This is a genomic window from Mesorhizobium sp. M0293 (genome assembly GCF_040321735.1).
Classification (GTDB): Bacteria; Pseudomonadota; Alphaproteobacteria; order Rhizobiales; family Rhizobiaceae; genus Mesorhizobium.
Genome location: NZ_JAMYSA010000064.1, coordinates 1 through 25,930 on the forward strand (window position 1 = coordinate 1; position 25,930 = coordinate 25,930).

26 protein-coding genes and 1 pseudogene are annotated in these 25,930 nt (G+C 62.8%); 8 read left to right on the forward strand and 19 right to left on the reverse strand.

Annotated features, from left to right (window positions below):
* The first annotated feature begins 212 nt into the window (after positions 1 to 212).
* The 6 genes from NKJ06_RS22380 (at position 213) to NKJ06_RS22405 (ending at position 6,639) form a co-directional block, all read left to right on the forward strand.
* Entirely contained in the window at positions 213 to 1,130 is a 918-nt protein-coding gene (locus NKJ06_RS22380) for an AraC family transcriptional regulator (RefSeq protein ID WP_352634586.1), read from the forward strand.
* 242 nt (positions 1,131 to 1,372) lie between these two features.
* Positions 1,373 to 2,644, forward strand: coding sequence for an ABC transporter substrate-binding protein (locus NKJ06_RS22385; RefSeq protein ID WP_352634587.1), 1,272 nt, complete (start codon positions 1,373 to 1,375; stop codon positions 2,642 to 2,644).
* 150 nt (positions 2,645 to 2,794) lie between these two features.
* Complete coding sequence (locus NKJ06_RS22390; protein ID WP_352634589.1) at positions 2,795 to 3,661, forward strand: carbohydrate ABC transporter permease; 867 nt, start codon at positions 2,795 to 2,797, stop codon at positions 3,659 to 3,661.
* Positions 3,662 to 3,672: 11 nt separating this feature from the next.
* Complete coding sequence (locus NKJ06_RS22395; RefSeq protein ID WP_352634591.1) at positions 3,673 to 4,485, forward strand: carbohydrate ABC transporter permease; 813 nt, start codon at positions 3,673 to 3,675, stop codon at positions 4,483 to 4,485.
* Positions 4,486 to 4,499: 14 nt separating this feature from the next.
* Positions 4,500 to 5,546, forward strand: a complete 1,047-nt coding sequence (locus NKJ06_RS22400; protein ID WP_352634592.1) for an NAD(P)-dependent alcohol dehydrogenase — start codon at positions 4,500 to 4,502, stop codon at positions 5,544 to 5,546.
* A gap of 7 nt (positions 5,547 to 5,553) precedes the next feature.
* A complete protein-coding gene (locus tag NKJ06_RS22405) occupies positions 5,554 to 6,639 on the forward strand; it encodes an ABC transporter ATP-binding protein (RefSeq protein WP_352634593.1) in 1,086 nt (361 codons plus the stop codon).
* A gap of 11 nt (positions 6,640 to 6,650) precedes the next feature.
* Here NKJ06_RS22405 and NKJ06_RS22410 read toward each other — a convergent pair whose 3' ends face one another.
* The 9 genes from NKJ06_RS22410 to gcvA all read right to left on the reverse strand — a co-directional run bounded on the left by NKJ06_RS22410 (position 6,651) and on the right by gcvA (position 16,862).
* Positions 6,651 to 8,237 carry an FGGY-family carbohydrate kinase gene (locus NKJ06_RS22410; protein ID WP_352634595.1) on the reverse strand — a complete coding sequence of 529 codons (1,587 nt, stop codon included), beginning with the start codon at positions 8,235 to 8,237 and terminating at the stop codon, positions 6,651 to 6,653.
* Positions 8,234 to 8,917 (reverse strand): HAD family hydrolase, encoded by a 684-nt coding sequence (locus tag NKJ06_RS22415; RefSeq protein ID WP_352634596.1) that lies wholly within the window; start codon positions 8,915 to 8,917, stop codon positions 8,234 to 8,236. Before NKJ06_RS22415 ends, NKJ06_RS22410 begins: the two co-directional genes overlap by 4 nt.
* A 15-nt stretch (positions 8,918 to 8,932) precedes the next feature.
* Complete coding sequence (locus NKJ06_RS22420; protein ID WP_352810638.1) at positions 8,933 to 10,411, reverse strand: mannitol dehydrogenase family protein; 1,479 nt, start codon at positions 10,409 to 10,411, stop codon at positions 8,933 to 8,935.
* 158 nt (positions 10,412 to 10,569) lie between these two features.
* The gene (locus tag NKJ06_RS22425; RefSeq protein ID WP_352634600.1) at positions 10,570 to 11,340 is read right to left on the reverse strand and encodes an L-iditol 2-dehydrogenase; all 771 of its coding nucleotides are present in this window, start codon (positions 11,338 to 11,340) and stop codon (positions 10,570 to 10,572) included.
* A gap of 2 nt (positions 11,341 to 11,342) precedes the next feature.
* On the reverse strand, positions 11,343 to 12,341 hold the full coding sequence (locus tag NKJ06_RS22430; RefSeq protein ID WP_352634602.1) for an ABC transporter ATP-binding protein: 999 nt from the start codon (positions 12,339 to 12,341) through the stop codon (positions 11,343 to 11,345).
* A gap of 50 nt (positions 12,342 to 12,391) precedes the next feature.
* On the reverse strand, positions 12,392 to 13,216 hold the full coding sequence (locus tag NKJ06_RS22435; protein WP_352634604.1) for a carbohydrate ABC transporter permease: 825 nt from the start codon (positions 13,214 to 13,216) through the stop codon (positions 12,392 to 12,394).
* 207 nt (positions 13,217 to 13,423) lie between these two features.
* Positions 13,424 to 14,296 (reverse strand): carbohydrate ABC transporter permease, encoded by an 873-nt coding sequence (locus tag NKJ06_RS22440; protein WP_352634606.1) that lies wholly within the window; start codon positions 14,294 to 14,296, stop codon positions 13,424 to 13,426.
* 123 nt (positions 14,297 to 14,419) lie between these two features.
* A complete protein-coding gene (locus NKJ06_RS22445; RefSeq protein WP_352634608.1) occupies positions 14,420 to 15,730 on the reverse strand; it encodes an ABC transporter substrate-binding protein in 1,311 nt (436 codons plus the stop codon).
* A gap of 226 nt (positions 15,731 to 15,956) precedes the next feature.
* A complete protein-coding gene (gene gcvA / locus NKJ06_RS22450) occupies positions 15,957 to 16,862 on the reverse strand; it encodes a transcriptional regulator GcvA (RefSeq protein WP_352634610.1) in 906 nt (301 codons plus the stop codon).
* A 110-nt stretch (positions 16,863 to 16,972) separates the two neighbouring features.
* Between gcvA and NKJ06_RS22455 the strand changes: the two genes are divergently transcribed.
* The gene (locus NKJ06_RS22455) at positions 16,973 to 17,158 is read left to right on the forward strand and encodes a hypothetical protein (protein ID WP_352634659.1); all 186 of its coding nucleotides are present in this window, start codon (positions 16,973 to 16,975) and stop codon (positions 17,156 to 17,158) included.
* Between the two features lie 54 nt (positions 17,159 to 17,212).
* Here NKJ06_RS22455 and NKJ06_RS22460 read toward each other — a convergent pair whose 3' ends face one another.
* Positions 17,213 to 18,172 carry a sugar-binding transcriptional regulator gene (locus tag NKJ06_RS22460; RefSeq protein WP_352634612.1) on the reverse strand — a complete coding sequence of 320 codons (960 nt, stop codon included), beginning with the start codon at positions 18,170 to 18,172 and terminating at the stop codon, positions 17,213 to 17,215.
* A gap of 257 nt (positions 18,173 to 18,429) precedes the next feature.
* Here NKJ06_RS22460 and NKJ06_RS22465 point away from each other — a divergent pair, with 257 nt between their 5' ends.
* Positions 18,430 to 19,062: an HAD family hydrolase gene (locus NKJ06_RS22465; RefSeq protein WP_352634614.1), complete on the forward strand. Its 633-nt coding sequence runs from the start codon at positions 18,430 to 18,432 to the stop codon at positions 19,060 to 19,062.
* A gap of 3 nt (positions 19,063 to 19,065) precedes the next feature.
* On the opposite strand, the gene NKJ06_RS22470 is transcribed toward NKJ06_RS22465, so the two are convergent.
* From NKJ06_RS22470 to ureC, 9 genes and pseudogenes are all read right to left on the reverse strand, one after another.
* A complete protein-coding gene (locus NKJ06_RS22470; protein ID WP_352634616.1) occupies positions 19,066 to 19,833 on the reverse strand; it encodes a class II aldolase and adducin N-terminal domain-containing protein in 768 nt (255 codons plus the stop codon).
* An 83-nt stretch (positions 19,834 to 19,916) separates the two neighbouring features.
* Complete coding sequence (gene ureG / locus NKJ06_RS22475) at positions 19,917 to 20,561, reverse strand: urease accessory protein UreG (RefSeq protein ID WP_352634618.1); 645 nt, start codon at positions 20,559 to 20,561, stop codon at positions 19,917 to 19,919.
* Positions 20,558 to 20,998: a DUF3995 domain-containing protein gene (locus NKJ06_RS22480; protein ID WP_352634620.1), complete on the reverse strand. Its 441-nt coding sequence runs from the start codon at positions 20,996 to 20,998 to the stop codon at positions 20,558 to 20,560. Before NKJ06_RS22480 ends, ureG begins: the two co-directional genes overlap by 4 nt.
* A complete protein-coding gene (locus tag NKJ06_RS22485; protein WP_352634622.1) occupies positions 20,995 to 21,666 on the reverse strand; it encodes an urease accessory protein UreF in 672 nt (223 codons plus the stop codon). The genes NKJ06_RS22480 and NKJ06_RS22485 overlap by 4 nt, the downstream gene beginning before the upstream one ends.
* The gene (ureE, locus tag NKJ06_RS22490; protein WP_352634624.1) at positions 21,659 to 22,246 is read right to left on the reverse strand and encodes an urease accessory protein UreE; all 588 of its coding nucleotides are present in this window, start codon (positions 22,244 to 22,246) and stop codon (positions 21,659 to 21,661) included. The genes NKJ06_RS22485 and ureE overlap by 8 nt, the downstream gene beginning before the upstream one ends.
* The gene (locus tag NKJ06_RS22495; RefSeq protein WP_352634626.1) at positions 22,243 to 22,848 is read right to left on the reverse strand and encodes a glutathione S-transferase family protein; all 606 of its coding nucleotides are present in this window, start codon (positions 22,846 to 22,848) and stop codon (positions 22,243 to 22,245) included. Before NKJ06_RS22495 ends, ureE begins: the two co-directional genes overlap by 4 nt.
* A gap of 45 nt (positions 22,849 to 22,893) precedes the next feature.
* Positions 22,894 to 23,487 carry a hypothetical protein gene (locus tag NKJ06_RS22500; protein WP_352634628.1) on the reverse strand — a complete coding sequence of 198 codons (594 nt, stop codon included), beginning with the start codon at positions 23,485 to 23,487 and terminating at the stop codon, positions 22,894 to 22,896.
* Between the two features lie 41 nt (positions 23,488 to 23,528).
* Positions 23,529 to 24,017 carry a DUF29 domain-containing protein gene (locus tag NKJ06_RS22505; RefSeq protein ID WP_352634629.1) on the reverse strand — a complete coding sequence of 163 codons (489 nt, stop codon included), beginning with the start codon at positions 24,015 to 24,017 and terminating at the stop codon, positions 23,529 to 23,531.
* 69 nt (positions 24,018 to 24,086) lie between these two features.
* Positions 24,087 to 25,799: pseudogene (ureC, locus tag NKJ06_RS22510) on the reverse strand (urease subunit alpha).
* Positions 25,800 to 25,930 lie beyond the last annotated feature (131 nt).

Consider the following 25,930-nt stretch of genomic DNA (forward strand, 5'->3'; position numbering starts at 1 on the left):
CGGGCCCCGGGGGCCCGGAGAGGTCAAAAACACACCGCTTGTGCCCCACCCCCGACATCAAGGCACGAGTGGCGGGGTGGGAACAGATTGAGCCAGCCGGAACGCCGGACCGCCACTGGTTGTCGCCGAGGTGCATTTCACACGCCGGCAATCGGCTGCTACCAATTGCATGGAGGGTGTGGCGACAGATTCCGAATTTTCCAGGAGGCAGGATGCAGTTCAGGCGCAGGAAGAACCCGGTTGCGATCCCGCGGACAGCGCCGTCCTTCGAGCACATCGTCACCGAGGCGAGCGAAAGCTTCCTGTGGCGGCTCGACGACTATCCCTGGGAGCGCAACGTCTGGAACTTCCATCCGGAATACGAGATCCACCTGTTGCGAAAATCCTCCGGCGTGGTTCTGGTCGGCGATCATATCGGCGAATTCGGGCCGGGCTACCTGACCATCGTCGGTGGCGGGCTGCCGCACGATTGGGTGACCGCGGTGCAGCCGGGAGAGCTGATCGAAGGCCGCGACATCGTCCTGCAATTCGATGCGCAGCGGCTGCGGGGGTCGGCAGGCCTGTTGCCGGAATTGCGCGAACTGGAATCGTTCCTCGAACGCTCGCTGCGCGGCATGGTCTTTCACGGCCAGACCGCACTGAAAGGCGCCGAGCTGATGGAACGGATGGGTGAGGTTAGCGGGCTAAGCAGGTTCTGCCTCTTCCTGCGCCTCGTCGACCTTCTCGCCAGAACCGACGAATACGAATTGTTGTCATCGCCGGATTTCTCGCCGGTTCTCGATGCCGCCTCGCTGGACATCATCCAGCGCACGCTGACCTATCTGTTCCAGCATTTCGCCGAAGATCTGAAGCTGCCGGAGGTGGCGGAACTGGCCGGAATGACGGAGAGCACGTTTTCGCGGTTCTTCCAGAAGAACACCGGCAACAGCTTCAGCGACCACATTGCCAAGCTCAGGCTCTGGCAGGCCTGCAAGCTCTTGGCGGACACCGATATTGCGATCACCGACATCTGTTTTCAGGTCGGCTACATGAACATCTCGAACTTCAACCGGGCCTTCATGCGCAAGCACAAGATGACGCCATCATCCTATCGCCGGCTGTCGCGGCAGCGGCTGACAATGCGCGCATAAGCATGTCCTAAAACCACCACTTCAGACCTGACCGATACTCATGTGACGGGCGCTTCCACATGGCGCCGGTTTTTGCACCGCACAATGCATAAAAGTACAGGTCTGCTGCAACGGTGCTTCTAGCGCAGTCTTCCGTAACTCCGCATTTTGGCGATGGGTGGCATGTCACTCGGGCGATGGTGAGGATCGCGTAACCCGAGGACTTCCGCTTCCTGCGACGTGTTCCTGGAGGAGAAAAGATCATGAAACCAGTTCGGCTTGCTGCCAGCCTTGGCGCAGCTTTTATGCTTTCCGCTACCGTTTCCACCATCGCTTTGGCGCAGGCGCCGGTCTGCTCGGCGCCAGTCAAGGTGCTGGCGCAGCCACGTGACGGCCTGACGCTTCTGGAGGACTCCAAGGACGAGTTCCAGAAGCTTGCCGGCGCCAGCTTCCAGATCGACTATCTCAACGAGAACGACCGCCGGGCGAAATCGCGCGCCGATGCGTCCACCGTCGGCAATTACAACGTCTACTATGTCGACGAAGCCAACGTCGCCCTATTTGCCTCGTCGAAATGGATCGTGCCGCTCACCGACTACTATCCGGCGGACTACGACTACGCCGATTTCGATCCGGGCCGCCAGAAGGTCGCCACCTATGACGGCAAGGTCTGGTTCGCGCCGCTGACCGGCGGCGGCGACCTGATGGTCTACCGCCAGGATATTCTGGAGGCGGCCGGAATCCAGCCGCCGAAGACGCTGGACGAACTGATCGCCGACGTGCCGAAGCTGACCAATCCGGACAAGGGCATATATGGCATCGCGCTGCGCGGCGCACGCGGTTCGGGCGCCAATGTCTGGCGCTGGATGCCGTTCTTCAAGGCCTATGGCGGCCAGTGGTTCGACGGCGACAAGCCGGCCTTCAACTCGGATGCCGCCGTCAAGGCGACCGAAACCTACCTAAAACTGTTCAAGGATTCGGCGCCCGGCACGCAGACCGGAAGCTGGGATGAATCAACCGGCGCGTTCCTGTCGGGCCAGGTCGCCATCCTCGTCGAATCGACGCCGCTGTCGGGCATGGCGGTCGATCCGAAGACCTCGCAGGTGGTCGGCAAGATCGGCTTCCTGCCGCCGCCGGCGCCGCTCACCGGTGGTGGCTATGGCCATGGCCTCGCCATCGCGGCAAAGGCCAATGCCGACGATGCCTCGAAGAAATGCGCCGGCCTGTTCATCGCCTGGGCAACGTCGAAAGAAAACGAGAAGCGCCGACTCGACGCCCACCAGTTCGGTGAGCTGAACCGCACCAGCATCCTGTCCAGCAAGGAATTTGCCGACATCTACGGCGCCGATCTCGGTCAGGCGCTGGCCGAGACAGGCAAGGTCACGGCGGTCAACTTCTGGCAAGATCCGCGCTGGCCTGATCTCGGCGATCGCTGGGGCATCATCCTCGAGGAACTGGTCACCGGCACCCGTACCGACATCAAGGGCGGCCTCAGCGAGCTCGAAGCCTACGCCAACGATCTGGTGAAGAAATAAGCCATCCTCCCCCTGCGGCGCACGGTCCGCGGCATTCCTGCGAATGTCGGGACCTGTGCGCCGCAGGTCGCCCTTTCTTCACTGAGCCAGACATCGCGCGAAACGGCCCAGCCATATTCAATCGCTCGAGACACAGCCAGGAATAGACAGATGCCGCGACGCTCATCCTTGCCGGTCACTTTTGTGGTGCCGACGCTCGTCATTCTTCTGGTCCTGTCGATGGTGCCGACGCTCTACGCAATCGTCATCGCCCTGCAGAACCGCGAGCTCTCCTCGACAGCCTATTCCTATGTCTGGTTCTCGAACTTCTATGACTTGTTCTTCGACCGCCGCTTTCTCAACGCCGTCTGGGTGTCGGTAAAGTGGGAGATCGTCACCGTTGTCGCAACCATGGCCGTGGCGATCGGACTGGGCGTGCTGATGTTCGAGGTCGCGTCGCCGCGCCTGCGCAACATCTATTGCCTGCTGTTCATCATCCCGGTCCTGCTGCCGCGTGTCTCGGCCGCCTTCGTCTGGAAGTTCGCCTATCACCCGCTCTATGGCATCGCCACCTACCCCTATCGGCTGCTGACTGGCGGGCTGATCTTCGACCCGCTGTCCAAGCCGGCGACGGCGCTGTTTGCCGTCGCATCGGTCGATGTCTGGCAGTGGGGGCTGTTCTTCGCCGTCATCGTGCTGAAGCTCTTGGAAACTCTGCCGCCGCAGCCGATCGAGGCGGCACGGCTCGACCGCGCCAGGCGCTGGCAGATCCACGCCTATGTCACCTTGCCGATGCTGAAGGCGCCACTGATCAGCCTGATGTTCGTCAAGATGATCGAGTCGTTGCGCTCCTTCGACTTGATCTATGTGATGACCCGTGGCGGGCCGGGTGTGGCGACCGAAACGCTCGACATGTACGCGTTCTCGCAAGGCTTCATCGAATCCGGCAAGGTGTCCTATGCCTCGGCGATGGCGGTGCTGATGATGATCGCCACCGTCATTACCTTCACCATGCTGTGGAAGCGGGTGCAGGCATGAGACCATATCGCATGAGACTGGGCCGCCTGATCGGCAAGACCGTGCTGGCATTTGCCGGCTTCATGGCTGTGTTTCCGCTGCTGTGGACGGCGCTCAATTCGCTGAAGAACAATGTCGACATCATCACCCGCGTTCCGCGCGTCGTGTTCACGCCGACGCTGGCCAACATCAGCTACATCATCGGCCGCGACAGCGTCATGACCGGCCTCTACAACTCGGTGATCGCCTGTGGCGTCGCGGTGCTGATCGGCGTCGTGCTTGGCCTGCCTGCCGCTTATGCGGTGGCGCGCTACCCCAACCGCTGGGCTGGCGACATCCAGTTCTTCGTGCTGTCGCTGCGCTTCCTGCCGCCGGTGGCGGTGGCCATCCCGCTGATGGTGATCTGGCTGCAGCTCGGGCTCTACGACACCCTCACCGCGTTGATCGTCACCTATTCGCTGCTCACCATTTCGGTGATCATGTGGCTGGCCATCCCCGCCTTCCAGGCTGTGCCGAAGGAGGTCGAGGAAGCCGCCTTCGTCGATGGCTACGGCGCTTATTCGGTGTTCTGGCGGATCGCTCTGCCGGTCGCGGCGCGCTCGCTGATCGGCGCGATCGCCTTCAGCTTCGTTCTGGTCTGGAACGAGTTCCTGATCGCGCTGATGCTGTCCAGCTCCAACGCCAAGACCTTGCCGATCGTCGCCTCGGAACTGTCCCAGCAAGGCATGAACGTGCCGTGGGGGATCCTCAACGCCTCGGTCGTGCTTCTGTCGCTGCCGCCGTTGCTGTTTCTCGGCGTGCTCAGCGGCTTCCTGAATTCCGTTTTCCGGCAAAAAAAGACTTGAAGTGAGGACGAGACATGCGGGCTTTGGTGCTTGAGAAGAAGGGCGAGCTGGCCCTGCGCGAGATTGCGTTACCGCTCGACGTCGGGCCTAACGACGTCAGGATCGCCATCCACACGGTCGGTGTCTGCGGCAGCGACGTGCACTATTACACCCATGGCGCTATCGGCAGTTACGTCGTGCGCGCGCCGATGGTGCTCGGCCACGAAGCGTCCGGAACGATCGTCGAAATTGGCGCCAATGTCAGGACGCTGAAGGTCGGGGATCGCGTCTGCATGGAGCCGGGCGTGCCGAACCTGTCATCGCGGGCAACAAAACTCGGCATCTACAATGTCGACCCCGACGTAAGCTTCTGGGCGACGCCCCCGGTTCACGGCATTCTTGCGCCTGAGGCCGTCCATCCGGCCGCATTCACCTACAAGCTGCCGGACAACGTCTCCTTCGCCGAAGGCGCGATGGTCGAGCCCTTTGCCATCGGCATGCAAGCGGCTGCCCGTGCGCGCATCGTTCCGGGCGACGTGGCGGTCATCGTCGGCTGTGGCCCGATCGGCATCATGATCGCGCTTGCAGCGCTTGCTGGCGGCTGCTCGAAAGTACTCATCTCCGATTTCTCCGCCCCGAAGCTCGAAATTGCGGCGCGCTATCCGGGTGTCGTCCCGGTCAATGTCGGCGGGCAGTCACTGGTCGATGCGGTGGCAGAGGCGACCGACAATTGGGGGGCGGACATCGTGTTCGAGGCCAGCGGCAGCCCGAAGGCATTCGCCAATTTGTTCGATGTCGTGCGCCCCGGCGGCGCGGTGGTCCTGGTCGGGTTGCCGGTCGAGCCGGTGACGCTCAATGTGCCGGCGGCCATATCGAAGGAAGTGCGGATCGAGACGGTGTTCCGTTACGCCAACATCTTCGACCGCGCCTTGCAACTAATCGCCTCCGGCAAGGTCGACCTCAATCCGCTGATCACCGGCACCTATCCCTTCAACGACAGCATCCAGGCGTTCGAGCGGGCGGCCGCCGGCAAGCCGGAAGACGTCAAGCTGCAGATCCTGATTTCGAGCGAGAAGGGCTGACCGAACCATGTCCGCGATCACCTGCTCCCATGTCGAGAAGTCCTATGGCGCCACGACCGTCATCCGCGACCTGAACCTCGCCATCGAGGAACACGAATTCGTCGTCTTCCTCGGCCCTTCCGGTTGTGGCAAGTCGACCTTGCTGCGCATGCTGGCGGGGCTGGAGGAGATCAGCGGCGGCGAGGTCTCGATCGGCGGCAAGGTGGTCAACGACCTCGATCCGGGCGACCGTGGCATTGCCATGGTGTTCCAGAACTACGCGCTTTATCCGCACATGACGATCTTCGACAACATCGCCTTCGGCCTGAAGCGGCAGAAGGTGGCGAAGGCGGAAATCCAGCAGCGCGTCGAGGCGGTCTCGAAGACGTTGGGGCTGGATCCCTATCTCGGCCGCAAGCCGGCCGAGTTGTCAGGCGGCCAGCAGCAGCGCGTCGCCATTGCCCGCGCCATGATCAAGACGCCGAAGGTGTTCCTGTTCGACGAGCCGCTCTCAAATCTGGATGCCAAGCTGCGCAACCACATGCGTATCGAGATCGCCCGGCTGCATCAGTCGTTGAAGACCACCACCGTCTATGTCACCCACGACCAGCTGGAGGCGATGACGCTCGCCGACCGCATCGTGCTGCTGCGGGAAGGCCGGATCGAGCAGATCGGCTCACCAGCCGAAATCTACGAGCGGCCGGCCAATCTGTTCGTCGCCGGGTTCATTGGAACCCCGAACATGAATTTCATCGACGTGGCCGTGGGGCGCAAAGACAACCGCTGGATTCTGACGAGCGCCGGTGCAGTCTTTTCGATCGAAGGCTCGCGCTTCAATCTGCAAGGCGTAGAGCGTGCGGTGCTTGGTATCAGGCCTCCGGATCTGAAGACCGCTGGTGCTGATGCCGGCAACCTTCTCGAAGGCACAGCCGATCTCATCGAGTTTCATGGCAACGACGCGCTGGTGATCTTCGGTTCCGGCGGCAAGGAGATCAGCGCGCTGGTGCCGACCCGCGAATGCCCTGCCGTCAACAGCCATGTCCGCTATACGGTCGACGAAACGAGCCTTCACTTGTTCGATTCGAAGTCTGGGGTGTCCTTGCTGAGACAGTAGTCCGACTTGCTTTACCGGATCGCGTCCAGCATCTGCCGTTGCCGGTGCATCTCGAGGAAAACCTTGTAATCATGGTCGAAACGCCCTGATGATCTAGGGTTCGACGCACGCGTCCTGCCGCCTTGCTGCATGGCGAGACAGGCCGCAGTGAGGTCGGGAAACAGCCCGGCCGCGGTTGCCGCGACCATGCCGGTGCCAAGCAGCACCGCTTCGTCGGCCAGCGGTTCGATCACCGTGCAGCCGGTGGCGTCGGCGTAGAGCTCCATCAGCAGCGGGTTCTTGGTGTGGCCGCCGGTGACATGCAGCGTGTCGATGAGATAGCCGTTCTCGTTCAGCGCCTCCAGCACATGGCGCACGCCGAGCGCGATGCCGACGGCGGTGCGCCAATAGAGCTTGCACAGGCTGTCGAAGGAGGAGTCCAGCGTCAGCCCGCTGACGACGCCGACGGCATGCGGATCGGCGAGCGGCGACCGGTTGCCGTGGAAATCGGGCAGCACATGCAGCCTGGCGGCAAGGTTTTCACCCTCGGTGACGCGCAGCTCGGCGACGCGCCTGGCGATTTTTGCATGCATGGCGGCATCCGGCTCGCCGCCGGCTCCGTGCCAGCGAATGATGTGATCGAGCAGGGCGCCGGTTGCCGACTGGCCGCCTTCCGACAGCCACAGCTTCGGCAATGCCGCGCCGTAATAGGGACCCCAGACACCGGCAAAAGGCTGCGGATCGGGCGACATCGCCATGACGCAGCTCGACGTGCCGGCAATCAGCGCCAGATGCCGGCCGATATCCTGTTCGTCGCCGGCAAAGCCGCCGAGCACGCCAAGCGCGCCGGCATAGGCATCGATGACGCCGGCGCCGACCCGGCACTTTTCGCTCAGGCCAAGCTCTGCCGCCGCTTGCGCCGCCAGCGGACCAATATCGCTGCCGACCGGGCTGGCCCTCTCGGGCAGATTGCCGTGCTCGAAAAGATCGTCGAGGCCGACGAGCTCGAAAAAATCGCGGCGCCAACCCATCTCCTCATGCGCCAGATAGGTCCATTTGGCGGTCAGCGTGCATTGTGAACGGGCGACCGAGCCTGTCGCTTGCCAGGTCAGAAAGTCGGTGAGATCGAATAGATAGCCGGCTTCATTCCAGGTCTTTGGCAGGTTCCGCTTCAGCCACATCAGCTTCGGCGTCTCCATTTCCGGTGACATGACGCCGCCGACATAGTCGAGCACGGCATGGCCGCTTGCCGTGCATTCGTCGGCCTCGGCAATGGCGCGGTGGTCGAGCCAGACGATGGTGTCCCAGCGCCTGTCGCCGGTGGTCGAGACGCTGAGCTGGCCGCCCTGCCGATCCCGCACCACCAGCGAACAGGTGGCGTCGAAGGAAATGCCGACGACATCCTCTGCGGCGACGCCGGCCTTTTCGCGGGCAGTGCGCACTGCGGCGCAGACCGCCGACCAGATATCGCGCGAATCATGCTCGGCGTGATCGGGCTTCGGCTGGTTCATGACGATCGGCCGTTCGGCGCGGCCGAGCAAGGTGCCACTGGTGTCGAGAATGCCCGCGCGAGCGCTCCCGGTGCCGACATCGACCGCGCAAACGAACTGTTTCGTCAAGATGCTCTAACTCTCGCTCCCAGGCCTGCAATCAGATCGGGCAATTGCAGCATGTCAGCGAATATAAAGTCCGGTTCACTCGACGCAAGCCGCGCTTTCAATGTCGGGTTACCGGCATGTGAGCCGCCGGTGAAGGCAAACACGCGCATGCCCGCCGCCCGCGCAGCGGTGATGCCGGCCGGGCTGTCCTCGACGACGAGGCATTTGCGCGGACGGGCCCGCATGCTGGCGGCGGCATGCAGGAACAGGTCGGGCGCGGGCTTGCCGCTCGGCACCATGGCGGCGCTGAACAGATGCGGCTCCATCAGCCCAAGCAATCCGGTGACGTCCAGTGCATAGCGGATGCGGTCGAGCGTACCCGAGGACGCGACACAGAACGGCAGCCCAAGCTTGGGCAGCATCTCCTTGACGCCGGCGATCGGCTTCAGTTCCTCGCGGAACTTGCGCATCAATTCGACGCGCATCTCGGTGAGGTGGCTGTCGGTGACATCAAGTCCGAAGTCGCGGCCGAGAATCTCGCGCACGCTCTTCATGCTCTTGCCGAGGAAATGCTCGTAGGCGGCATCCTCACTAACGCTGCCGCCGGCCAGCCTGATCATGCCGAGCAGCGCCGAGACGGAGAGCGCCTCGCTGTCGACCAGCACGCCATCGCAGTCGAAGATGACCAGTTCAGGCGTCATGGCGGCGAATGGCTCTCAGAGCTTGCCGGCGAGATAGCGCGTCAGCGTCGCGCGCGTGCCGTTCGCCCACAGCACGTTGAGCGCATGGGCGAAGGCCTCGATAAATGCCGTCGCGCGGCCGACATCGCCATAGATGTCCTCCATGGCAAGCCAGGCGGCCGGCGCGTCCTTTGCCGCCTTTGCCGTCGTCTGCATCCGGTCCCAGCTCGGGTCGTTGGGCTCGATGACGGCACCGCTGTCCGTCGTGCCGAAGCAGTAGCGGCACCACAGCGCCGATTCCAGCGCCAGGCCGGCGACGCTTTTCCCGGCTTTCAGGCGATCAGCGATGGTCGGGATGATGAATTTCGGCTGGCGGTTGGAGCCGTCGAGGCAGAGCCGGCGCACCGTGTCGCCGATCTTGGGATTGGAAAAGCGGCTCTCGATGAGCTGGTAATAGTCTTCCAGGACCGTGTCCGGCACCGGCGGCACTGTCGGAATGATTTCGTCCCGTTCGAGCTTGGCCAGAAAACCGCTCACCAGTGGCTCCTGCATCGCCTCATGGACGAAATGAATGTCCATCAGGCCGGCCGGATAGGCGATGGTGGCATGACCGCCATTGAGGATGCGGATTTTCATCAATTCGTATGGCGCGACGTCCTTGACGAACTGCACCCCGACCTTTTCCAGCGGCGGACGGCCATCGGTGAAATGGTCCTCCAGCACCCATTGCCGGAACGGCTCGCAAAACACCGGCCAATTGTCCTCCAGCCCGAAATCCTTGGCGAGGATGCCGCGTTCGCGGTCTGATGTGGCCGGCGTGATGCGATCGACCATGCCGTTCGGAAAGGCAACATGCTCGCTGACCCAGTTCGCCAGATCCTCGTCGATCAGACGGGCCAGACCAATGACGCCGTCCGAGGTGACGTGGCCATTGTGAGGAATGTTGTCGCAGGACATCACCGTGAACGGCACCGTGCCCTCGTCGCGGCGGCGTACTAGCCCGGCAAGGATGATACCGAACACCGTCTTCGGTGTAGCACCGGCTTGCGCGTCCGCGACGATGTCGGGATGGGTCGGGTTGAAGACACCGGAGGCCGGGTCGATGAAATAGCCACCTTCAGTGATGGTCAGCGAAACGATCTTGATGGCCGGGTCGGCAAGCCGTTCGATGATGCCGGCCGCATCGCCCGGCATCAGGAAGTCGATCATGGCGCCGGTCACGCGGGCACTCATATGGCCAGAGTCCTGCTCGACCACCGTGGTCAGCCAATCCTGCTCTTCCAGCTTGGCGCGGCCGATCTTCTCGCCCTCGAACACGCCGGCGCCGACCAGCGCCCAGTCATGACCGATGCCCGCATTTAACAAATCGTCGAGATAGACGGCCTGGTGCGAGCGGTGGAAATTGCCGACGCCGAAATGCACGATGCCGGCCTTGAGCGTTGAGCGGTCATACTTCGGACCGGCGACCTCAGTGGGCAGCTTGGAGAGATTTGAGGACGAGAGTTTTACGGTCATCTGTTTACCCTATGGCCGGGCTTCGGCCTTCGTTACTCCCTCCCCCGTTTTTCACGTGGAGAGGATAAGGGGCGGCACGTCTTCCAAGGTCGATGCGCCCGCTGATGTCGGCCTCTGCTCCCCGTGGAGGTACGAGGAGCAGAGGCCGTCCCCCGCCCTCAACTCATCCACTGGCCGCCATCGACATTGTAAGTCTGGGCGACGATGTATTCGGCGTCGGCGCTGGCGAGAAAGACCGCCATGCCGGTGAGGTCGTGCGCCGTGCCCATGCGGCCATACGGCACCGCCTCGCCGACCAGTTTCTTCTTCTCGCCCTTCGGCCGGTTTTCATACTTGGCGAACAGCGCATCGACGTGATCCCAGTGCTCGCCGTCGACGACGCCAGGGGCAATCGCATTGATGTTGATGCGGTGCTTGATCAGGTCGAGCCCCGCCGACTGGGTCAGCGAGATGACGGCGGCCTTGGTGGCGCAATAGACGCCGACCAGCGCCTCGCCGCGCCGCCCGGCCTGGCTCGCCATATTGATGATCCTGCCGCCCTTGCCTCGTGCGATCATCGAGCGGGCGGCAGCCTGCAGCATGAACAGCGTGCCGGCGACGTTGACCGAAAACAGTTTGTCGTAGCTTGCCTTGGTGATCTCGACGATCGGGGCCAGATCGAACAAAGCGGCGTTGTTGATCAGGATATCGAGGCCACCGGTCTTCGCCTCGACGGCTTTTACCGCCGCCTCGATGGAGGCGAGGTCGGTCACGTCTAGCTTGACCGCATAGGCCTTGCCGCCGATCTCGGCGGCCGTCTTCTGCGCAGCCTCGAGATTGATGTCGGCAATGGCCACGGTGGCGCCTTCGCCGGCATAGGCTTCGGCGAAGGCCCTGCCGATGCCACGGGCCGAACCCGTGATCAGCGCGGATTTACCAGCCAGTCGCATGCTTATATTGCCTTTCCGTCGGCGCCGAAGCGATGCAGCTTGGCCTTGTCGGGCGTCAGATAGATGGTGTCGCCGTGATGCACGGCCAGTTCACCGTCGGCACGCACCGTCAGCGGACCGACGCCATCAGCTTGAACGTGCAGGAACGTGTCGGAACCGAGATGTTCGGCAACGCCGACGGTGGCTTTCCAGTCGCCCGCCGTGGTCGAGATTTCCAGATGCTCGGGGCGGATGCCGATGGTCTTGGCGCTGTATTTGGCCGCCGGCGCGCCTTCGATCAGATTCATCTTCGGCGAGCCGATGAATCCGGCGACGAACAGGTTCTTCGGCGTCTTGTAGAGTTCCATCGGCGAGCCGACCTGCTCGATGTTGCCGGCGTTCAGCACGACGATCTTGTCGGCCATGGTCATGGCTTCGACCTGATCGTGGGTGACATAGATCATCGTCGTCTTGAGCTGATGATGCAGTTCGCTGATCTCCAGCCGCATCGTGCCGCGAAGTGCTGCGTCGAGGTTGGACAGTGGTTCGTCGAACAGGAAGGCGGTCGGCTGACGCACGATGGCACGGCCGATGGCGACGCGCTGGCGCTGGCCGCCGGAAAGCTGGCCAGGCCGGCGTTCGAGGTAGTTGGTGAGGTTGAGCACGCGCGCGGCATCTCCCACCTTCTTGTCGATGGTCGCCTTGTCCTCGCCGGCCATCTTCAGCGGGAAGCCGATATTCTTGGCCACCGTCATGTGCGGATAGAGCGCGTAGGACTGGAACACCATGGCGAGCTTGCGCTTGGCCGGTGCCTCGCCGGTGACGTCGCGGCCGTCGATGTTGATTGAGCCGCCGCTGGTGTCTTCCAGGCCGGCGATCAGCCGCAGCAATGTTGACTTGCCGCAACCCGACGGGCCGACGAAGACGACGAACTCGCCATTCTCGATCACCAGGTCGAGGCCGGGGATGATGGACGTCGATCCGAAGGATTTGGAGACGTTCTTGAGTGTGATGTTTCCCATGGTTTCCTCCCCGAGGGGTTATTGTCCGGCGTCTGTTGCTTGCGGCGGTCTTACTTCACGGCACCAAATGTCAGGCCGCGCACCAGCTGCTTCTGGCTGAACCAGCCCATGATCAGGATCGGCGCGATGGCCAGTGTCGAGGCCGCCGAAAGCTTGGCCCAGAACAGGCCTTGCGGGCTCGAGAACGAGCTGATGAAGGCGGTCAAGGGTGCTGCTTCCGTGGTCGTCAGCCGGATCGTCCAGAACGCCTCGTTCCAGGCCAGGATGATGTTGAGCAGCATGGTCGAGGCGATGCCCGGCACCGCCATCGGCGTGAGGACATAAATGATCTCGTTCCACAGCGATGCACCGTCCATGCGTGCCGCTTCCAGGATCTCGCCCGGTATTTCGCGGAAATAGGTGTAGAGCATCCACACCACGATCGGCAGGTTGATCAGCATCAGCATGACCATCAGGCCGATACGACTGTCGAGCAGTCCCGTGTCGCGGAAGATCAGGTAGATCGGGAACAGCACGGCAACCGCGGGCATCATCTTGGTGGACAGCATCCACATCAGGATGTCCTTGGTTCGCTTGGTTGGCGAGAAGGCCATCGACCATGCGGCCGGTATGGCGACCAGCAGGGCCAGGATGGTCGAGCCGACCGAGAGCAGCACCGAGTTGAAGAAGAACTTGAAGTAGCCGTTCTGCGCCTGAACCTCGGAATAACTCTCGAACGTCCCCGACGGGATGATGCTGAATCCCTGGATGGCTTCCTGCTCCGATTTGAACGAGGTGATGATCGTATAGAGGATCGGGAAGAAGATCAGCAGGGCGACGATCCAGGCGGCAATTGTCGCGATCGTCTTGTGCTGCGTTGTGACTGAACGTGCCATGATCAGGTTCTCCCGTATCGGCGATGTTGGTGGCAGGGTCGACCCCCACTCCGGTTTGCTGCGCAAACCACCTCTCCCCCGATCGACGGGGTAGAGGAAGGGCGCGGCTTCGATGCAGGCGTTTCCTCTCCCCCGGGCAGGGGGAGAGGTGTCCCGCGCAGCGGGACGGAGTGGGGGTGGTTCAGCGCAAGCGACATTGTCTCCCCCTTACTTGTCCAGGTTCTTGCCGACGGCGCGCATGGCGAAGAAGGCAACGATGTTGGCGAGAATGACGGCGATCACACCGCCGGCGGACGCCTGGCCGATTTTGAACTCCAGCAACGCCTTCTGGTAGACGAGGAAGGGCAGGTTGGTGGAGGCGTATCCCGGGCCGCCATTGGTGGTGACGAGGATCTCGGCATAGACGGAGAGGAGGAAGATCGTCTGGATCAGGATGACGACGGTGATGGCGCGCGACATATGCGGCAGCGTCAGATAGATGAAGCGGCTGATGAAGCCGGCGCCGTCCATCTCGGCGGCTTCCTTCTGCTCACCGTCGAGCGATTGCAGCGCGGTCAAGAGGATGAGGGTCGCGAAGGGCAGCCATTGCCAGGCGACGATGATGATGATCGCCATCATCGGATGCTGCCCGAACCAGTCGATCGGCTGGGCCCCGAAGAAGCGCGCGATATCGGCGAACACCCCATATTGCGGGTGCATGATCATGTTCTTCCAGACCAGTGCGGCCACCGGCGGCATGACGAAGAACGGCGAGATGACGAGGATGCGCACGATCCCCTGGCCCCACATCGGCTGGTCGATCAGCAGCGCCAGCAGGATGCCGCCGATCACCGTGATCAAAAGCACGCTGACCACCAAAGTGAGCGTGTTGAGGATCGATTGCAGGAAGGCCGGGTTCGAATAGAACAGCGCGTAGTTCGAGAAGCCGACGAAGCCGTCGCGGATCGGATTGAGCGGATTGTACTGCTGGAAGGAGAACCAGATGGTGATGACCAGCGGCACGATCATCCAGACGAACAGCAGCACCACGGATGGCGCCATCATGAAACGGGCAAGCGAACGGGTCTGCTGAGTAGCCATGACGGTCACCCTTCACTGGTCAGACTGAATTTTCAAAAGGCGTTAAAGGCGGCCGCCCGAACTGGGAACTCGGGCGGCCGTTGCCGGTCAAGGAGGCGACCGGCATTCGGCACCGGGAGGAGCCTACTTGATGTATCCGCCTTCGGTCATTGCCGCGGTGGCAGCATCCTGGGCCTGCTTCAAGGCATCGTCGACACTCGACTGGCCGGCAAGAGCCGCCGAGAAGAGCTGGCCGACGGTGGTGCCAAGACCCTGGAATTCAGGGATGGCGACGAACTGAACGCCGACATAGGGCACCGGCTTGACCGTCGGATGTGTCGGGTCGGCGGCGTTGATGGAGTCGAGCGTCATCTTGGCGAACGGAGCCGCCTTCTGGTACTCGGCATTGGCGTAGAGCGAGGAGCGCGTGCCCGGAGGAACATTGGCCCAGCCTTCCTTCGAAGCGACCAGTTCGGCATAGTGCTTGCTGGTCGCCCAGGAGACGAACTTCTGGGCGGCATCAGCCTTCTGCGTGCCGGCGGGGATGGCCAGCGACCAGGCCCACAGCCAGTTACCGCGCTTGCCCAGGCCGTTGTCAGGCGCCAGGGCATAGCCGACCTTGTCGGCGACCTGGGATGCCTTCGGGTCGGAGACGAACGACGCGGCGACGGTGGCGTCGATCCACATGCCGCATTTGCCCTGCTGGAACAGCGCCAGGTTCTCATTGAAGCCGTTGGAGGATGCGCCCTCGGGGCCGTCGGCCTTCATCAGGTCGACATAGAATTGCAGCGTGTTCTTCCATTCGGGCTGGTCGAATTGCGGCTTCCAGTTCTCGTCGAACCAACGTGCGCCGAAGGAGTTCGACATGGCGGTCAGGAAGGCCATGTTCTCGCCCCAGCCGGCCTTGCCGCGCAGGCACACACCATTCACGCCATTGGCGCGGTCGGTCATCTTGTCGGCGGCCTGCTTGATGAAGTCCCAGGTCGGCGCATCGGGCATCTTCAGCCCGGCCTTGTCCATCAGGTCCTTGCGGTACATGACGAAGGAGCTTTCGCCGTAGAAGGGCGCGGCATAGAGTTTGCCGTCGACCGAAAGGCCGCCGGCGATAGCCGGGATGATGTCCTTGGCGTCATAGTCGTCGCCGAGCTTGTCGAGCGGCAGCAGCCAGCTCTGCTTGGCCCAGATCGGAACTTCATAGGTGCCGATGGTCATCACGTCATATTGTCCACCCTTGGTGGCGATGTCGGTGGTGACGCGCTCGCGCAGCACGTTCTCTTCAAGCGTAACCCAGTTGAGCTGGATGTCGGGGTTCGCCTTGGTGAAGTCTTCGGTCAGCTTTTGCATGCGGACCATATCGCCATTGTTGACGGTGGCGATGGTGATGGATTCGGCGTGTGCGGCGAACGCAAATGCGCTGGCCGACAACAAGCCCAGGGTGAGCGTGCGAAGTTTCATCAAATTCCTCCCTTGAACCAAGATGAGCATTTGCCTTGGCTTTGGGCAATTACTCACCTGGCGTTAATTATGTCAAGCCGGATTCGATGCTGCAGCGCAGCACTCGGCGAGGCCGGCGGACATTGGGTGGATGGAAATTGCGAAGACAAGCTGCGCCCGCGCCGGACACCAGGCGGCCGGACAGAAAGGCTGTTGTCTTGAATGCGGCTGCCGGAGGGCTTGCCTGTCAGCAGGCGATCTCGGCCAGCAGCCAGTCGCGGAAGGCGCGGATCTTCGGCACGTTGCGGCGCGCCTGGGGATAGACCAGCCAGTAGGCATGACCGTCGTCGCCGACCAGGTCGAAGGGCTGGATCAGGCGGCCGTCGGCGAGTTCCGCCTTGAACAGGGCCCTGGTCAGGATCGCGACGCCATGACCGGCGATCGCCGCATTGGCCTCATAAGCCTGCGCGCCCATGCTGCTGCCTGGCCGCTTTGCAAGGTCGTGCGAGTCCACGCCGGCAGCCGAAAACCACTCGTTCCACCAGATATCGCCAGGATCGAGGATCGGCAGCCGCAAGAGGTCGGCCGGTTCCTTGACGCCACCGATGCTTGCCGCGAGCTTGGGGCTCAGCATCGGCGTGAAATCGGCATCGAACAGCTTGTGCGCTTCTAGGCCCGGCCATTTGCCGGCGCCGGAGCGGATAGCGATATCGGCTTCCTCGCGGGCAAAGTCCGTCAGGCGGCTCGACGTCTCAAGCCGAACGGCAAGCGCCGGATGAGCGATCTGGAACGAGCCCAGCCGGTGTGCCAGCCAGTTCGAGGCAAAGGTCAGCACCGTGGTGACGCACAGCAACCCGTCGGCGCCGCCACGCGCCGCGGCATAGGCCTGGCCAAGAATGGCAAAGGCCTCGCCGACTGCCGGCGCCAGGCGCTGCCCGGCTTCGGTCAATACGATCTGGCGTGGCCGGCGCAGGAACAGCGGCGCGCCGATACGCTCTTCCAGCACCTTGATCTGATAGCTGACCGCCGCTTGCGTCATGGCGAGTTCGCCGGCGGCTTTGGTGAAGGAAAGATGCCGCGCCACCGCGTCGAACACCCTGATCGCCTGCAGCGGCGGGAGTTGCGAAACCTGTCGCGAGCCGAGGTCCGGCATAAAGCCTCCTTATGGGTCATAACAGACGTTCTATTGGCAAAGGCGGCCGGCAAGACCGACATTCCGGATCAACCCGTCATTCGGGTTTAGGATAGCGAAGGTTGACGATCATGACCATGGCGCAGCAAAAATGCACTCCCGCTCCGGATCACCGCTGGATTTCGTGGCTCACGGACGGATTTGGCTGGTTCGCGATAAAAAAGAAGGCACATCTCGACATCAGGGACCTGTCGCCGCATCTGCTGCGCGACCTCGGTTTCCTCGATGGCAATGATCCTTTCGGGCGAGGCAAATAGCCGGCTGGCTTTTTATCCAAATAGGCAGTGACGCCGCTATGACCGCAAGCGGGATCAGATGCTGGCCAGCAGCGCGGCGGCGGTCCGTTCATCGGTGATGAGGCCGTTGATCAGCCGCCGGTTGACCGCCGCCAGGATGCCCGGCAGCTTTCGTTCGCCCATGGCCAATGCGATGACCAGCGATTTTTCGCGCGACGGCAGCGAAGCCGACGACACCCGATCGTTGGTGATGCCCTCGATCATGCGACCTTCGCGATCGAACACCCAGCCGACGATTTCGGCGATTCCACCGGCCTTCTGCAGCGCCTTCAATTCGCTCTCCGAAATGAAGCCGTCCTCGTAGAGCGGCGCCTTCGGGCCGAGGTCGCCAATGCCGATGAAGGTGACGTCGGCTTCCGCCGCCAGCGCCAGCGTCGGCTGGATCATCGGCTGGTTCAGCAGCATCTCGCGTTCCTCCGGCGAAGAGGCGATGACCGGCAGCGGCATCGGGAAGGAGCGGGCCTTGACCCTGTCGGCCATGGTGAAGATGACGTTGTAGAAGGCGGCCGAGCCATCCGGCGAGATGTTGCCCGTCAGCGACACCACCTTGTGCTGCGGGCATTCCATCGGCGGCAATTGCTCGATCGCCGCTTTCAGCGTGCGCCCTGTGCCGATCGCCATGACGATCGGGGTCGGCGAGCGCAGCCGCCGCTCGATCTCGGCGGCGGCCGCCTCGGCGATGCCGATCGTGGTGGAGGACGAATTGGGATCGCTTGGCACGACCTCGACCAGATCGAGCGCGAAGCGCGATCTCAGCCGTGCCGCCAGATCAAGGCAGTTGGCGATCGGATGGTCGACGCGAACCTTGATCAAGCCCTCCGACACCGCCAGCGACACCAGCCGCTGCGCCGTCTGCCGCGAGATGCCGAGCGTGGCGGCGATCTGGTCCTGCGTGTTGCCGGCAACATAATAAAGCCAGCCGGCACGCGCCGCGTCGTCCAGCCTGTTGTTGCTGCCATCCTGCCGGGTATTCAAAGTCCTGCCTCCCGAAACCGCTGGTCATAAGAGCGGTTCGCTCCTACTCTTGCAGGGAACGGCTTGCTGCGCAATTGTCAATCTCCAGGGCAATTGCTTGCCGCCCACCGGCGCAGGCGGGGCCAAATTTCCTTCTTCCACCATATCTGCGTCGGGAAAGAAGCGCGGTTGCCGTGCCGACCGGCGGCACGTTCTTAGGCCCCGAAGGTTTATCTCCCGGCGCAAACGCTTTAATGGATCGCAAAAAGGAGCGCTGCATGACACCGAAAGCGGTTTTCTGGGATATGGACGGCACGCTGGTCGACAGCGAACCGTTGCACGAGGCCGCCCTGATGGCCGCGATGCGCAATGTCGGCCTCGTACCGCCTGATGATCTGCATGAGCGGGTTCTCGGCGTCGCCGCCTGGCCGGTCTACCAGATGATGCGCGACGAGTTCGGTCTGGATCTGCCTTTCGACGACTGGATCGTGCGCAAATACGAGCACTATCTGCCGCTGGTCGAGACCTTGAAGCCGCGCCCCGGCGCGATCGAGATATTCAACGAGCTGCGGGCAATGGGAGTGGCGCAAGCCGTCGTCTCGAATTCGGACCGGATGATCGTCGACGCCAATCTGAGCATGGTCGGCCTCATTTATCCCGGCATGAAGACGATCAGCCGCAACGATGTGCGCGAAGGCAAGCCGCATGCCGAACCATTCCTGCGCGCCGCGTATCTGGCCGATGTCGACCCTGCGCACGCCGTGGCAATCGACGACAGCTGGCCGGGCGCCATGGCAGGGCTGGCGGCGGGCATGAAGACGATCTTCTGGCCGGAAAAGCCGATGGGCGGACCGCCCGGCGCTGTCGTCATCAACACCGCCGAGGAATTGCGGAGAGAACTCGGGCTTTAACCCTCAGTTCCGGTAGACCGGTTCCTGCTCGTCGAGGATCGCCTTCAGCTCGCTGAGATGGCGTTCGGCCTGGCCGGGATAGTCGTCCATCTCGCTTGCCGCCTTCTCGGCGATGGCGTCGGAGAGCGTGCGCAGCGGCCGGCCGGTCCACAGCGCCTTGATGTAGGTCTCGGCCGCGCGCTCGAAATAGAACATGCGGTTGAACGCATCGGCGACCGTATCGCCGATGACGAGCACGCCGTGATTGCCCATCACCATCACCTTGACCTTGGGATCGACGAGAAGCTGCGAGCAGCGCTCGCCCTCTTCCTCGAAGGCCAGTCCGCCATAATGCGCGTCGACGACATGACGATTGAAGAACATCGCCGAATTCTGGTCGATCGGCGGCAAGCGAGAATCGGCGAGCGAGGCCAGCACCGTGGCGTGGATCGAGTGCACATGCATGACGCAGCGCGCATGGCGCACATTGCGATGGATGGCGCCGTGCAGCCCCCATGCCGTCGGGTCGGGCGCGTCCGGACCGGAGAGCGTATCCGGGTCGTTGGCATCGATCATCAAAAGGTCGCTCGCCTTGATGCGCGAGAAATGCACCTGGTTGGGGTTCATCAGGAACTGCGTGCCGTCGTCGTTGACAGCCAGCGAGAAATGATTGGCCACCGCCTCGTGCATGTTGAGCCGCGCCGTCCAGCGAAAGGCACAGGCGAGATCGACACGCTCCTCATAGAAGGGCAGGTTGGTCAGCGTTTCCTTCTGCAGGCGGGCGATGCTCATCCTAAAATCCTCCGGTTTTGGCAAGAATGCCGTGACCAGCCCATGCCCGCAACCGGTTTCGGTTGGTGCAAGGGATGGCTATCTCACGCTGCCGTGCTGGCAACAGCAGCGCCGGCCCTGAGCCCGCCATGCTCGACGATGAAGTCGATCACCTCCTGCAGCCCCTTGCCGCGCGACAGGTCGGTGAAGCCGAACGGCCGCTTGCCGCGCATGCGGCCGGCGTCGCTCTCCATGACATCGAGGTTGACGTTCACGTAGGGCGCCAGATCGCTCTTGTTGATCACCAGGAAATCGGAGCGGGTGATCGCCGGCCCGCCCTTGCGCGGGATCTCCTCGCCCTGGCAGACCGAGATGACATAGAGCGTCAGGTCGGCAAGATCCGGCGAGAAAGTGGCGGCGAGATTGTCACCGCCGGATTCGATGAAGACGATATCGAGATCCGGGAATTTCCGGTTCATCTCGGCGATCGCCTGCAGATTGATCGAGGCATCCTCGCGGATGGCGGTGTGCGGGCAGCCGCCGGTCTCGACGCCCATGATGCGATCCTCGGGCAGTGCCTGCAGCCGCGCCAGCATCATGGCATCTTCCTTGGTGTAGATGTCGTTGGTGACGACGGCGATCGAGAATTCGTCGCGCAGCGCCTTGCACAGCTTTTCGGTCAGCGTCGTCTTGCCCGAACCGACCGGGCCGCCAATGCCGACGCGCAGCGGGCCATTTGTCTGTGTCATGCGGGAAACTCCGTGATGGCGAGGATGGCGAAGCCGAGCCCGATCAGCAGGCACAGCGGCGAATAATAACGGACATCGAGCCGCGCGAAAGGCTGTTCAGGCGCCAGGCGCCGCCACCATGGCGTGAAGCCGGCAATGCCGCGTCCCAGGAACACCAGCCCGATGAGCAGCGACGTGGCGGCGAGGCCTTCCCTGGGAAACGGCGAGGCAAAGACGCCTATGAGCGCCAGCGGCCACAGCGTCGCCAGGCACAGGCAAGCGGCAACGGCGAAACTGGCGAACGGCGTCGGCATTTCGTCGACGCCGCGAAAGCCGACCACGGCGTGGGCGCAGGAGGCCGCATCCTTGCCCGGCCAGATGCCGCCAATGCCCCAATAGACATGCAGAGCGGTGATCAGCAGCAGGACGGCCGAAAGCGCGAAGGCGAGGATGATCATGAGCGGAACAATCGCGAATACTGGGTTTCGTGCTTCATCGCCATGACGTCGGAGACGAAGGCGCAGCCGCCGAGATCGTCCAATGTCGAGCGCCCGGCGCGGGCTGCGGTCGCAACGGCCAGCGGCTCGAAGCCGGCAAGCAGGGCGGTTGCCCTGTTTTGGCCAACGACGCCAAGCCGGATCGCGGCCTGGACGAGATTGGAGAAGAAAGTCTGCAGGAAGGCGGACAGCGCATCCCGAAGTGCAATTGAATTGCCGCCGGCAATGGCGCCGACAGCGACGCAATAAGCACACTCAGCCGGCAAGCGCTCCAGCACCGGATTTGGCCAGGCCGCCGCCGCTTTGAGGAAGGCCGCACCCTGCAGCATCGTCTCGGTGTGGCGTTCGCGCGAGCCGGCCAACGCTTCGGCGAGTGCGGCTATTTCATCGAGATCACCGGTGCCGCGTGCCCGGCGCCAGCTCTCGGCAAACAGCACGGCGTCGTTCCAGCCGGAGCCCATCTCGACCAGCGTTTTCAGCCAGGCGGCAAGGCTTTCGCCGTCGACGATCAGCCCGTCATGCACCGCACGCTCGAGGCCATGGCTGTAGGAGAAGCCGCCGACCGGAAAGGCCGGCGACAACCACGCCATCAGCCGCAGCAGGGCGATGTTCGAAGGCTGGTCAGTCATGGTCGTGGTGGTGGCCGGCGTGGCTGTGCGAATGGGAATGCGATTCGCCATGTGAGTGGGAATGCGCTTCCGCGTGGCTATGCGCATGACCGTGATCGTGGCTTTGCCCACTATGGCCGGAATAGGCGCCGCGCACCGGCTTGAACGGCTCGGAAATGTCGCGCACCGTTGCGCCGAGCCCCTCCAGCATCGCCTTGATGACATGGTCGCGCAGGATGAGGATGCGCCCGGCCTCGATGCTCGCCGCGAGATGACGGTTGCCGATATGCCAGGCGAGTTCGGCCAGATGCACGGTGTCACGAGCCCGGATGTCATAGACCTCTTCCGGCGCGGCGATGATCTCGACATGGCGGCCATCCTCCAGCACCAGCCGGTCGCCATTGTTCAGGGCGACGGGTTCGGCCAGGTCGACCAGCACCTTGCTGCCGTCGGCCAGTTCGATGGCCCGGCGGCGCAGATGCCGCTCGTCATGGGCGAGCACGGCCCTACCGGACGGCGCGGTGGTTCCGGCATTGCCGGCGGTCAGCACCGAAACGGCACGCGGGAATTTGGTGAAGTCGGTGTTGAGGTTGAGCTTCATTTCATGGATCCCCCATTTGCTTGCGCCCTTGCGCGGGCAGGCCGCGCCAGCACGCGGTCGAAATAGGCGTTGACGCGCTCGGATTCGATCGGGAACCGGCCGGCACGAGCCCAGCCGCCCATGTCGCCGAGCAGGACGTCGACAGCCGAGAACCGGTCGCCCAGCGCGAACGGCCGATCACCAAGTCGCCGGTCCAGCGCCTTGAGTTCCGAGGCAAAATCGTAGGCCGCCGCAGGACCGACATCGACCCGCACGTCCTTCGGCAGCAGGAAGCGATGGCGCAGCTTGTTCCTCAACGGCGCCTCGAACTCGCTCTGCGCAAAATGCATCCAGGAATCCATCTCGGCGCGACCGGTTAGGCCCGGGTTGGCCCCCATGCCCATGTCCGCGTGTTTGTCCGAGAGATAGACGCAGATCGCCGCCGAATCGGTCACTGTCAGCTCGCCATCGATCAGGATCGGCACCTTGCCCGACGGGTTGAGCGCATAGGCTTCCGGCGAGCGCAGATGAACCTCGACGAATTCATAGGCCTGCCCGAGTTCCTCGAGCATCCAGAGAACGCGGCTGACCCGGGATCCACGCGATCCGATGGCCTTGTACATGGGTGAAACCTGCCTTTCCCGAACAGCCTAGACCATCGCGTTCACTCAGACGATGGTGTCGAAGAGCCGCAGGATGAACGATATCTGATAGATGAGCGCCGCCGCGACAAAGGCGATGTGGAAGCGGCGGTCGCGCACCAGAATCGCAACGATGCAAAACGCGACGAAGACCGGCGTTCGGAACAGATACTCGCTGCCGAAGCGGGCGAAATGCTCCGGCCCTTTCAGCAGCGTGTCGACCACGTCGAGCAGATAGGTCGCCGCCAGCAGGCCGAAGAACCAGGCACGGCGCGAATAGAAGAAATCCTCGTAGCTGGTGTAATCCAGCATCGAATCCGGAAACAGCAGGGCGCACAGCAGGAACAGCGTGATCGCGTAGAAGATGATGAATAGGTACTTGCCGAAGGTCCACGTCTCAATGGCGTAGAGACCGAACTCCCACCACCAGAAATGCACCAGCATCAAAAGCACCGAAGCGACCCAGGCCAGATGCACGGGATAGAGCCGGTACTGGCCCGGATGCTGGACGATGCGCGCCACCCCCGACAGCAGGCGGGCGACACCAAGCCCGATCACCATGCCCATGACGATGCGGATGTGCGGGAAGATGTCGTGGGCGGAGGCGATTTGCTGTTCCATATGGCCGGCTGTAACTCGGAGCGCAATAAACGAAGAAGCGGCTAATCCCGCAGGAAGTCATCCATCGAAAGTGGACCGCCTGGCCAAAATCGTCCATCGAGGGCCTGCTTGACTGTGAAGGGAGGCTCGGCCGGGAAATGGGCCTTCCTCAAACCGGTCTCCCTTGCCGCTGTCGGCAAAGCGTACCCGTATGCCTCATCGAAAATCTGCGCGGGATAACGACGGAGGCTCGGGCTATCCTTGATGATATTTCCGATCCAAACGCGCTGTTCGGAGATTGATGCCTGCCAGCTATGGCATCTGTGGCCGGGCTGGAATTCCCATTTCAGAAGATGTGCAATCAACACCTCCATCCGGCTGCGGATCTCCCGCCTGTCACTCCTCCCCAAGCTTTCGATCTCCTCGGCTACGTTCTCCCGATCAAGCTCGGAAAGGCGCCCGTCGCGCAACAGCGCTGCCTGTTCGGCGCTCCACTGCGCAAAGTCCGTTTCGTAGGGCGTAAGGGCTCTGAGGCGATCGATCCTGTTCATGGGGTGTATATTGCCCCAAACCGCGTCGCGTTCAAACGGCTTCGTGCGATGCCGCATTAGGGATGAAGTTCAAAACAGAAAATACCTCTGCGCCATCGGCAGCACGGTCGCCGGCTCGCAGGTCAGCAGCTCGCCGTCGGCGCGCACTTCGTAGGTTTCCGGGTCGACCTCGACATGCGGCGTAGCGTCGTTGAGCACCATCGAATGCTTGCCGATGCCGCCGCGGGTGTTCTCGACGGCGACGAACTGCTTGTCCACGCCCAGCCTGCCGTGCAGGCCGGATTCGAGCGCTGCCTTCGAAACGAAGGTCACCGACGAATTGGTCCTGGCCTTGCCATAGGCGCCGAACATCGGCCGGTAGTGCATCGGCTGCGGCGTCGGGATCGAGGCGTTCGGGTCGCCCATCGGGGCGGCGGCGATCATGCCGCCGATCAGCACCATATCCGGTTTGACGCCGAAGAAGGCCGGGTTCCACAGCACCAGGTCGGCGCGCTTTCCAACCGCGATCGAGCCGATATCCTTCGACAGCCCATGCGCGATGGCCGGATTGATCGTGTATTTGGCGATATAGCGGCGGACGCGGAAATTGTCGTTGTTGCCGGTTTCCTGCGGCAGCGACCCGCGTTGCCGCTTCATCTTGTCGGCGGTCTGCCAGGTGCGGATCGCCACTTCGCCGACACGGCCCATGGCCTGGCTGTCGGAAGAGATGATCTAAAAGGCGCCGATGTCGTGCAGGATGTCCTCCGCCGCGATGGTCTCCTTGCGGATGCGGCTTTCGGCAAAGGCGATGTCTTCGGGGATCGACGGCGACAGATGATGGCAAACCATCAGCATGTCGAGATGCTCGGCCAGCGTGTTGACCGTGTAGGGCCGCGTCGGATTGGTCGAGGACGGGATGACGTTGGGCAAGCCGCAGACCTTGATGATGTCGGGCGCATGGCCGCCGCCGGCACCCTCGGTGTGGAAGGCGTGGATGGTCCGGCCCTTGATAGCCGCCACCGTGTTCTCGACGAAGCCGGATTCGTTCAGAGTGTCGGTGTGGATCATCACCTGCACATCGTAATCGTCGGCGACCGAGAGGCAGCAGTCGATGGCCGCCGGGGTCGTGCCCCAGTCCTCGTGCAGCTTCAGCGAGCAGGCGCCGCCCAGCACCATTTCCTCGAGCGCGGCGGGCAGGGACGCATTGCCCTTGCCCGACAGGCCGATGTTCATCGGGAAGGCATCGAAGGACTGGATCATGCGCGCCATGTGCCAGGGCCCCGGCGTGCAGGTGGTCGCCAGCGTGCCATGCGCTGGGCCGGTGCCGCCGCCAAGCATGGTGGTGATGCCGCTCATCAGCGCTTCCTCGATCTGCTGCGGGCAGATGAAATGGATATGCGCGTCGAAGCCGCCCGCGGTCAGGATCTTGCCTTCGCCGGCGATGATCTCGGTGCCGGGACCGATGATGATGGTGACGCCATCTTGAGTATCGGGATTGCCGGCTTTGCCGATCGCAGCGATGCGCCCATCTCGCAGACCGATATCGGCCTTGAAGATTCCGGCGCTGGCGTCGACCACCAGCGCGTTGGTGATCACGGTGTCGACTGCGCCCTGGGCTCGGGAAACCTGGCTCTGGCCCATGCCGTCGCGGATCACCTTGCCGCCGCCGAATTTTACCTCTTCGCCATGGATGGTGAGATCCTTCTCGACCTCGATGAACAGTTCCGTGTCGGCAAGCCGCACTTTGTCGCCGACCGTCGGGCCGTACATCTGCGCATAGGCGGCGCGGGTAATTCTGGCCATCAGCGATTGCTCCCGAAGTGCGGTTTGGCGAAATGTGGTTTGGCGAAATGCGGTTTGCCGAAATGCGGTTTGATTGAAGCCCGGCTGCACATTGTCGCCATCCAATGGTCACGTAATGACCCGCTCGGCGA

Bases quoted from the DNA above. Each gene is read 5' to 3' on its own strand.
- NKJ06_RS22390 (WP_352634589.1), top strand. From the start codon at position 2,795: ATGCCGCGACGCTCATCCTTGCCGGTCACTTTTGTGGTGCCGACGCTC.
- NKJ06_RS22500 (WP_352634628.1), bottom strand. From the start codon at position 23,487: ATGGAACAGCAAATCGCCTCCGCCCACGACATCTTCCCGCACATCCGC.
- NKJ06_RS22430 (WP_352634602.1), bottom strand. From the start codon at position 12,341: ATGGGAAACATCACACTCAAGAACGTCTCCAAATCCTTCGGATCGACG.
- NKJ06_RS22415 (WP_352634596.1), bottom strand. From the start codon at position 8,917: ATGACGCCTGAACTGGTCATCTTCGACTGCGATGGCGTGCTGGTCGAC.
- NKJ06_RS22385 (WP_352634587.1), top strand. From the start codon at position 1,373: ATGAAACCAGTTCGGCTTGCTGCCAGCCTTGGCGCAGCTTTTATGCTT.
- NKJ06_RS22465 (WP_352634614.1), top strand. From the start codon at position 18,430: ATGACACCGAAAGCGGTTTTCTGGGATATGGACGGCACGCTGGTCGAC.
- NKJ06_RS22440 (WP_352634606.1), bottom strand. From the start codon at position 14,296: ATGGCTACTCAGCAGACCCGTTCGCTTGCCCGTTTCATGATGGCGCCA.
- NKJ06_RS22505 (WP_352634629.1), bottom strand. From the start codon at position 24,017: ATGAACAGGATCGATCGCCTCAGAGCCCTTACGCCCTACGAAACGGAC.
- NKJ06_RS22380 (WP_352634586.1), top strand. From the start codon at position 213: ATGCAGTTCAGGCGCAGGAAGAACCCGGTTGCGATCCCGCGGACAGCG.
- NKJ06_RS22435 (WP_352634604.1), bottom strand. From the start codon at position 13,216: ATGGCACGTTCAGTCACAACGCAGCACAAGACGATCGCGACAATTGCC.
- ureG (WP_352634618.1), bottom strand. From the start codon at position 20,561: ATGACACAGACAAATGGCCCGCTGCGCGTCGGCATTGGCGGCCCGGTC.
- NKJ06_RS22480 (WP_352634620.1), bottom strand. From the start codon at position 20,998: ATGATCATCCTCGCCTTCGCGCTTTCGGCCGTCCTGCTGCTGATCACC.
- gcvA (WP_352634610.1), bottom strand. From the start codon at position 16,862: ATGCCGGACCTCGGCTCGCGACAGGTTTCGCAACTCCCGCCGCTGCAG.
- NKJ06_RS22405 (WP_352634593.1), top strand. From the start codon at position 5,554: ATGTCCGCGATCACCTGCTCCCATGTCGAGAAGTCCTATGGCGCCACG.
- NKJ06_RS22420 (WP_352810638.1), bottom strand. From the start codon at position 10,411: ATGACCGTAAAACTCTCGTCCTCAAATCTCTCCAAGCTGCCCACTGAG.
- NKJ06_RS22400 (WP_352634592.1), top strand. From the start codon at position 4,500: ATGCGGGCTTTGGTGCTTGAGAAGAAGGGCGAGCTGGCCCTGCGCGAG.
- ureE (WP_352634624.1), bottom strand. From the start codon at position 22,246: ATGAAGCTCAACCTCAACACCGACTTCACCAAATTCCCGCGTGCCGTT.
- NKJ06_RS22445 (WP_352634608.1), bottom strand. From the start codon at position 15,730: ATGAAACTTCGCACGCTCACCCTGGGCTTGTTGTCGGCCAGCGCATTT.
- NKJ06_RS22455 (WP_352634659.1), top strand. From the start codon at position 16,973: ATGACCATGGCGCAGCAAAAATGCACTCCCGCTCCGGATCACCGCTGG.
- NKJ06_RS22425 (WP_352634600.1), bottom strand. From the start codon at position 11,340: ATGCGACTGGCTGGTAAATCCGCGCTGATCACGGGTTCGGCCCGTGGC.
- NKJ06_RS22495 (WP_352634626.1), bottom strand. From the start codon at position 22,848: ATGTACAAGGCCATCGGATCGCGTGGATCCCGGGTCAGCCGCGTTCTC.
- NKJ06_RS22395 (WP_352634591.1), top strand. From the start codon at position 3,673: ATGAGACTGGGCCGCCTGATCGGCAAGACCGTGCTGGCATTTGCCGGC.
- NKJ06_RS22470 (WP_352634616.1), bottom strand. From the start codon at position 19,833: ATGAGCATCGCCCGCCTGCAGAAGGAAACGCTGACCAACCTGCCCTTC.
- NKJ06_RS22485 (WP_352634622.1), bottom strand. From the start codon at position 21,666: ATGACTGACCAGCCTTCGAACATCGCCCTGCTGCGGCTGATGGCGTGG.